Below are 6,792 nucleotides of genomic sequence, written 5' to 3'. Positions count from 1 at the left end.
GCGCCAGGCCGCACCCCCCGACGGCTCGCCCCCGGCCGGCCCCGGCCCGACCCGGGCTCGCCATCTGCCGCCACCCCGCGTGAGCGGGCCTCACCCGGCCCGTCCCCGGAACGCCCGTCCCCGTCCCGGCGGCCGCCGCCCCGGCTCCCGTCCCGCCGAGGGCGGCCCGCGCGGAGGCCGGGCGCGTACGACCGGGCCCGCCCTCACCCGCTTCACCAGCCCGACTAGCACCGCAAGGAGAAGACGACCCATGACCGCCACAGCCGCCACAGCCGGCCTACCCGACGGAGGCACACGATGAGGGTGCTGCTGCTCGGGGCCAACGGATTCCTCGGTCGGTTCGTCGCCGACCGGCTGCTCGCCGACCCTGCCGTCCACCTCACCGCGCTCGGGCGCGGCGACGACGCCGACGTACGCTTCGACCTCGCCGGAGGCAGCCCCGGCGCGCTCACCCGGTTCCTGGACGCCGTCCACCCCGGGGTGGTCGTCAACTGCGCCGGCGCCACCCGGGGCGGCGCCCGGGAGCTGACCCGCCACAACACCGTCGCCGTCGCCACCGTCTGCGAGGCGCTGCGCCGCAGCACCTGCCAGGCCCGCCTCGTCCAGGTCGGTTGCGCCTCCGAGTACGGGCCCTCGCAGCCCGGCTCCTCCATCGCCGAGGACGCGGTGCCGCGCCCGGGCGGCCCGTACGGGGTGTCGAAACTGGCCGCCACCGAACTCGTGCTCGGCTCCGGACTGGACGCCGTGGTGCTGCGGGTCTTCTCGCCGGTGGGCCCCGGCACCCCGGCCGGCTCCCCGCTCGGCCGGCTCGCGGAGGCGCTGCGCCGGGCCATCCAGAACGGCGACGCGGAACTGAAGCTCGGCGGCCTCGGCGTCCAGCGGGACTTCGTGGACGTGCGCGACGTGGCCCGCGCCGTGCACGCCGCCTCGCTGTCCGCCGCCCAGGGGGTGGTCAACATCGGCACCGGGCGGGCCGTCCGGCTGCGCGACGCCGCGGCCGTGCTGGCCCGGGTCGCCGGCTACCCCGGCACCCTGCACGAGGTCGACGTGCCGGCGGGCCGCCCGCTCATCGGCGTCCAGCGCGGCGACCTGCCGGGCCATCTGCGCGCCGACGCCGGCCCGGACCTGCCGCAGCCCGGCCCCTCCTCCCCGTATCCGGACGGCTGCGGAAGCTGGCAGCAGGCCGATGTGCGCACCGCCCGCGACCGGCTCGGCTGGCGCCCCCGGATCAACCTGGAGGAGTCGCTCGCCGACATCTGGATGGAGGCGGCATGCCGCATCTGACCCGCGTCGGCGGCCCGCTCTCCGCGACCGGCGCCCACCGGCTCGGCTTCGGCGTGCCGGGCTACGCCCACCCGCTGCTCGCCCCCGTGGAGTGGGCGGAGCTGCTACGCCCCGGGATGCCGGTGCACTGGGCGGTGCTCAACGTGGCCGACGGCCCGGGCGCCCGGCCCGACCCGCACTGCCTGGAGGCCGCCGGGCGGCTGCGGAACGCCGGCGTCCGCGTGCTGGGCCACCTGGACCTGGCCCACGGCGCCCGGCCGTTCGGGGACACCGCCGCGGAGGCGCAGCGGTACGCCGACTGGTACCGGGTGGACGGCTACCTGCTGGACCGCTGCCCGTCCGACCGGGCGCGCCTGGCGGACGTGCGGCGCGTCGCGGCCACCCTGGAGACGGTGCTCGACCGGGCGGACGGCTGCCATCTGGTGCTGGGCCACGGCACGCACCCCGACCCGGGCTACGCCGAGGTCGCCGACCAGTTGGTCACCTTCCGCGGGCGGTGGGCGGACTACCGCTGGTCGCAGGCGGCGGAGTGGACCGCCGACCTGCCGCCGGAGCGGTTCGTGCACCTGGTCCACGGGGTGCCCCGGACCCACCTGGAGGAGGCGGTGCGGATCGCGCGGTGGCAGGGGGCGGGCACCGTCTTCTTCACCGACCGCACCCCGGCGGACGGGCTCGGGCCCGTCGGGCCGGCCGCGCTTTCCGCGCCACCGGGGGGCGAACCGGGGCAGAACCGCCCATTCGAGGCGCTGCCCGGCTACTGGGACGAAATCGTCTCGCGTATCGGACCAGGTGTCTCGGAATGAGAAGCCCCATGGCAGTGTTACGGAAGAACAACCGTACTGACTACCGACCAACGGAGTCCCCGTGTCGCTGCCACCCCTGGTCGAGCCGGCTGCCGAGCTCACCGTAGACGAGGTCCGCCGGTACTCCCGCCACCTGATCATCCCGGACGTCGGGATGGACGGGCAGAAGCGGCTCAAGAACGCCAAGGTGCTCTGCGTGGGCGCCGGCGGCCTGGGGTCGCCGGCCCTGATGTACCTGGCCGCGGCCGGTGTGGGCACCCTCGGCATCGTGGAGTTCGACGAGGTCGACGAGTCCAACCTGCAGCGCCAGATCATCCACAGCCAGTCGGACATCGGCCGCTCCAAGGCCGAGTCCGCGCGGGACTCGGTGCTGGGCATCAACCCGTACGTCAACGTGGTCCTCCACCAGGAGCGGCTCGAGGCCGAGAACGTGCTGGACATCTTCGGTCAGTACGACCTGATCGTCGACGGCACGGACAACTTCGCCACCCGCTACCTGGTCAACGACGCCTGCGTGCTGCTGGACAAGCCGTACGTCTGGGGCTCGATCTACCGGTTCGACGGCCAGGCCTCGGTGTTCTGGTCGGAGCACGGCCCGTGCTACCGCTGCCTCTACCCCGAGCCCCCGCCGCCGGGCATGGTGCCGTCCTGCGCCGAGGGCGGCGTCCTCGGCGTGCTGTGCGCCTCGATCGGCTCCATCCAGGTCACCGAGGCGATCAAGCTGCTGGCCGGTGTGGGCGACCCGCTGGTCGGCCGCCTGATGATCTACGACGCCCTGGAGATGCAGTACCGGCAGGTCAAGGTCCGCAAGGACCCGGACTGCGCGGTCTGCGGCGAGAACCCCACCGTCACCGAGCTGATCGACTACGAGGCCTTCTGCGGCGTCGTGTCCGAGGAGGCCCAGGAGGCGGCGGCCGGCTCCACGATCACTCCCCGGCAGCTCAAGGAGTGGATCGACCAGGACGAGAAGATCGACATCATCGACGTCCGCGAGCCCAACGAGTACGAGATCGTCGCCATCCCCGGCGCCCGGCTGATCCCGAAGAACGAGTTCCTGATGGGCACCGCGCTCCAGGACCTCCCGCAGGACCGGAAGATCGTCCTGCACTGCAAGACGGGTGTCCGCAGTGCGGAAGTCCTCGCGGTGCTGAAGTCCGCCGGCTTCGCGGACGCCGTGCACGTCGGCGGCGGCGTCATCGGCTGGGTCAACCAGATCGAGCCGGAGAAGCCCGTCTACTGACCTTCCGGTGACGCGGTGACGCGGTGACCCGGTGGCCGGTGACGACCCCGGTGGCGGGGTGCCGGTGACCGGTCGCCGGTGAGTGAAGCGGTTCCCGCGGGGCCGGGCCCAGGTGGGCCCGGCCCCGCGGGCGTGCACGCCGCCGAAGGCCGGCGCGTCAGGTGCAGACGGTGCCGCCGGCCGGGACCCTGCCGTCGAGCAGGTAGGCGTCCACCGCCTTGCTCACGCAGGAGCTGCCGCCGTTGTACGCGCCGTGGCCCTCGCCCCGGTAGGTGAGCAGGACGCCGACCTTCTCGCCCAGCTCCTTCGCCATCCGCACCGCGCCCTCGTACGGGGTCGCGGAGTCGCCGGTGGTGCCGACCACCAGCACCGGACCGGCGCCGGGGGCGCTCGCCTCCGAGGTGGCGCTTTCGCCCTTCACCGGCCAGTCATGGCACCAGCCCGCGGTGTCCCAGGCCATGAACTCCCCGAAGACCGGGGATATCCGGCGGAACTCCGGCAGCAGGGCCCTCGCCTCGGCGGCCGTCGGCCGACTGCTGCTGTCGGCGCAGGAGATCGCCCGCTGGGAGTGCGCCTGGGTGCTGTACGAGCCGTCCTCCCGGCGGTCGTTGTACATGTCGGCGAGCTCCAGCAGCCCGTCCCCGGAACCCTCCCTCGCCTGGCGGAGCCCTTCGGTCAGCATCGGCCACAGACTCTCCGCGTACAGCGCCTGCGCTATGCCGGTGAGGGCGAGGCTCTCGGTGAGCGGCCGCCCGTCCGCGGTCGGCAGGGGGCTGCCGTCGAGCCGCCGGAGCTGCTTCGCCAGCGCGGCCGAGCCCGCCTCGGCGCCCTCGCCGGTGGAGTCGAAGTAGTTGTCCAGGGCCCGCTGGAAACCGGTGGTCTGGTGGCGGGCCTGGCCCACGGTGTCGGCGGTCGGGTCCACCACCGCGTCCAGCACCGTGCGCCCCACGTGCCGGGGGAAGAGGTGCGCGTAGGCGGCGCCCAGCTGCGTACCGTAGGAGATGCCGAAGTAGTTGAGCCGGTCGTCGCCGAGGACGCTGCGCAGCAGCTCCATGTCCCGGGCCGTGTTGGTCGTGGTGAGGTGCGGCAGCAGCTTGCCCGCGCGCTGCTCGCAGCCCGCCCCGAAGGCGCGGCTGTCCGCCAGGTAGGCGGCCTGCTCGGCCGGGGTGTCCGGGGTGCGGTCGACCCGGCGCTCGGCGTCCGCCTCCTGCGCCGCGTCCCGGCACGCCACCCCGGCGCTCCGGCCCACCCCGCGCGGGTCGAAGCCGACCAGGTCGTAACGGGTGTTCAGGGCGGTGTAGTCGGGCGCGAACTGCGGCAGCAGGTCCACGCCGGAGGCTCCCGGCCCGCCGAAGTCGAACAGCAGCGAGCCGATCCGCCGGTCCTGGTCCCCGGCCTCCTTGCGGATCAGGGCGACCGGTATCGTCCCGCCGTCCGGCCGCCCGTAGTCCAGCGGCACCCGCACCTCGGCGCACCGCCACTCCGCGCCCGGCGCCTCGCAGGCGCGCCAGTCGGGCCGCTGCCCGGCCAGTGCGGCGGGCAGTCCCGGCAGCGCGGGCGCCGCGCCCCGCTCCCGCGCGCCCCCGCCGCCGTCGTCCGCGCCGCTCTGGCAGCCGGTGGCCGCCTGAGCCGCCAGCAGCGCCGTGGCCGCGAGGGCGGCGGCCCGTACTCGTGTGCTGAACATGTGCTCCCCCAACGTCTGAACTGATCGCCATCGTAGGGGGAGCCACTGACAGTGGTCCCGGCGTGACTCCTTGTCACGGGAAGGCCGGTCCGGCAGCGGAGGACGGGGGCGCGATCAGCGGCAGACGGTGCCGTTCTTCGGCACCCGGCCGTCCAGGAGGTATCCGTCGACGGCCTTCTTCACACAGGCGTCGCCGCCGTTGTAGGCGCCGTGCCCCTCGCCCACCCAGGTCAGCTCCACGCCGACGCCCTTGCCGAGCGCGTTCGCCATGGCCTTCGCCCCGGCGTAGGGGGTGGCCGGGTCGCCGGTGTTGCCGATCACCAGGATCGGCGCGGAACCGGCGGCGCTCACGTCCGGGCGGTCCCGACTGCCGTTGACCGGCCAGTGCGAGCAGCCGATCAGGCCCCAGGCCAGGTAGTCGCCGAAGACCGGTGACGCCTTGCGGAACTCCGGCAGCCTCGCCTGCGCCTGCGCCACGTCGAACCGCGCCTCGTCGTCCACGCAGTTGATCGCCGCGTTCGCCGCCTGCACGTTGCTGTAGTTCCCGTTCTGGTCGCGGCCGTTCATCGAGTCCGACAGGGCCATCAGCAGGCCGCCGTTGCCGCCGTCCGCCTCGTCCAGGCCCTGCTCCAGATAGGGCCAGTACTCCTTCGAGTACAGGGACTGGGCGATGCCGTTGGTCGCCGCCGACGCCGTCAGCTTCCGGTCGCCGAGCCCGGTGATCGGCTTCTTCTCCAGCTCGGCCAGCAGCCCGGTGACGAAGCCCTCCACCTCCTGGACGCTTCCGCCCGGCAGCTTGCACTCGTCGCCCCGGGCCACGCAGTCCTTCGCGAAGTTGTCCAGCGCCAACTGGAAGCCCTTGGCCTGGCCGAGCGCGCTGCTCACCGCCGTGCTCGTCGGGTCCACCACCGCGTCGAACACCGCCCGTCCCACCGTCTTCGGGTACAGGTGCGCGTAGACGCCGCCCAGCTCGGTGCCGTAGGAGATGCCGAAGTAGTACAGCTTCCGGTCGCCGAGGACCTGCCGCATCAGATCCATGTCACGGGCCGCGTTCACCGTGCCCACGTGCGGCAGCTCGTCGCCGGAGTTCTCCTCGCACGCCTCCGCGAACCGCTTCAGCCCGTCGTCGTACGCCTTCGCCTCCCGCGCGTCGTCCGGCGTCGAGTCCAGCGCGTACAGGGCGTCCAGCCCGGCGTCGTCCAGGCACTGCACGCCCGCGCTGCGGCCGACGCCGCGCGGGTCGAAGCTCACCAGGTCGTAGCGGGTGCGCAGGGTCTCGTAGTCCTGCGCGAACGACGGCAGCGCGGTGATGCCGGAGCCGCCCGGCCCGCCGAAGTTGAAGACCAGCGATCCGATGCGGTCGGCGGGCTTCGACGCCTTGGCCCGGATCAGGGCCAGCTCGATCGTCTCGCCGCCCGGGTCCGACCAGTCCAGCGGGGCGTCCATGAAGGCGCACTGCCAGCGGCCGCCGCCGGGCAGCGGCGAGGGCGCCGTGCCGCCGCCCTCCTCCACCGACGGGGCGGGGCAGTCCCGCCAGGTCAGCTTCTGCGCGGCCAGCTCCCGGACGCGGGTCCCGTCGTCACCGCCGTCGCCGTCCCCGCCGCCCGAGCAGCCGGCCGCCAGCAGGGCGGCGACGGCGAGGACGGCGGCGGGCCGGGCGGCGCGGAGCATCATGCGTCCCATGGTGCGCCCGTGCGCGGTGTGGCGCTCACGCCCGCCGCCAAGCGAGTGGCCCCCGCCCGGCGCCGGGCGGGGGCCACTCGCTTGGCGGCGGGCGTGAG

The 6,792-nt window shown here is 74.2% G+C and carries 5 protein-coding genes; 3 read left to right on the top strand and 2 right to left on the bottom strand.

Annotated elements, in window-relative coordinates:
* Positions 1-297: 297 nt before the first annotated feature.
* The 3 genes from C6N75_RS04375 (at position 298) to moeZ (ending at position 3,327) form a co-directional block, all read left to right on the top strand.
* Entirely contained in the window at positions 298-1,284 is a 987-nt protein-coding gene (locus C6N75_RS04375) for an NAD-dependent epimerase/dehydratase family protein (protein ID WP_105867508.1), read from the top strand.
* On the top strand, positions 1,272-2,087 hold the full coding sequence (locus C6N75_RS04370) for a spherulation-specific family 4 protein (protein ID WP_105867507.1): 816 nt from the start codon (positions 1,272-1,274) through the stop codon (positions 2,085-2,087). The genes C6N75_RS04375 and C6N75_RS04370 overlap by 13 nt, the downstream gene beginning before the upstream one ends.
* A gap of 61 nt (positions 2,088-2,148) precedes the next feature.
* Entirely contained in the window at positions 2,149-3,327 is a 1,179-nt protein-coding gene (gene moeZ, locus C6N75_RS04365; RefSeq protein ID WP_105867506.1) for an adenylyltransferase/sulfurtransferase MoeZ, read from the top strand.
* Between the two features lie 157 nt (positions 3,328-3,484).
* Here moeZ and C6N75_RS04360 read toward each other — a convergent pair whose 3' ends face one another.
* Together C6N75_RS04360 and C6N75_RS04355 are read right to left on the bottom strand one after the other, a co-directional pair.
* Positions 3,485-5,011 carry an alpha/beta hydrolase gene (locus tag C6N75_RS04360; RefSeq protein ID WP_105867505.1) on the bottom strand — a complete coding sequence of 509 codons (1,527 nt, stop codon included), beginning with the start codon at positions 5,009-5,011 and terminating at the stop codon, positions 3,485-3,487.
* Between the two features lie 114 nt (positions 5,012-5,125).
* Positions 5,126-6,685 (bottom strand): alpha/beta hydrolase, encoded by a 1,560-nt coding sequence (locus C6N75_RS04355; RefSeq protein ID WP_105867504.1) that lies wholly within the window; start codon positions 6,683-6,685, stop codon positions 5,126-5,128.
* Positions 6,686-6,792: the final 107 nt, after the last annotated feature.

The organism is Streptomyces solincola, assembly GCF_002982015.1.
Classification (GTDB): Bacteria; Actinomycetota; Actinomycetes; order Streptomycetales; family Streptomycetaceae; genus Streptomyces; species Streptomyces solincola.
The sequence above is the reverse complement of the archived record's forward strand: the minus strand, read 5'-3'. Positions and strand labels throughout refer to the sequence as shown.

Excerpts from the sequence above, each read along its gene's own strand:
- C6N75_RS04375 (WP_105867508.1), top strand. The coding sequence starts at position 298 with ATGAGGGTGCTGCTGCTCGGGGCCAACGGATTCCTCGGTCGGTTCGTC.
- C6N75_RS04370 (WP_105867507.1), top strand. The coding sequence starts at position 1,272 with ATGCCGCATCTGACCCGCGTCGGCGGCCCGCTCTCCGCGACCGGCGCC.
- C6N75_RS04360 (WP_105867505.1), bottom strand. The coding sequence starts at position 5,011 with ATGTTCAGCACACGAGTACGGGCCGCCGCCCTCGCGGCCACGGCGCTG.
- C6N75_RS04355 (WP_105867504.1), bottom strand. The coding sequence starts at position 6,685 with ATGATGCTCCGCGCCGCCCGGCCCGCCGCCGTCCTCGCCGTCGCCGCC.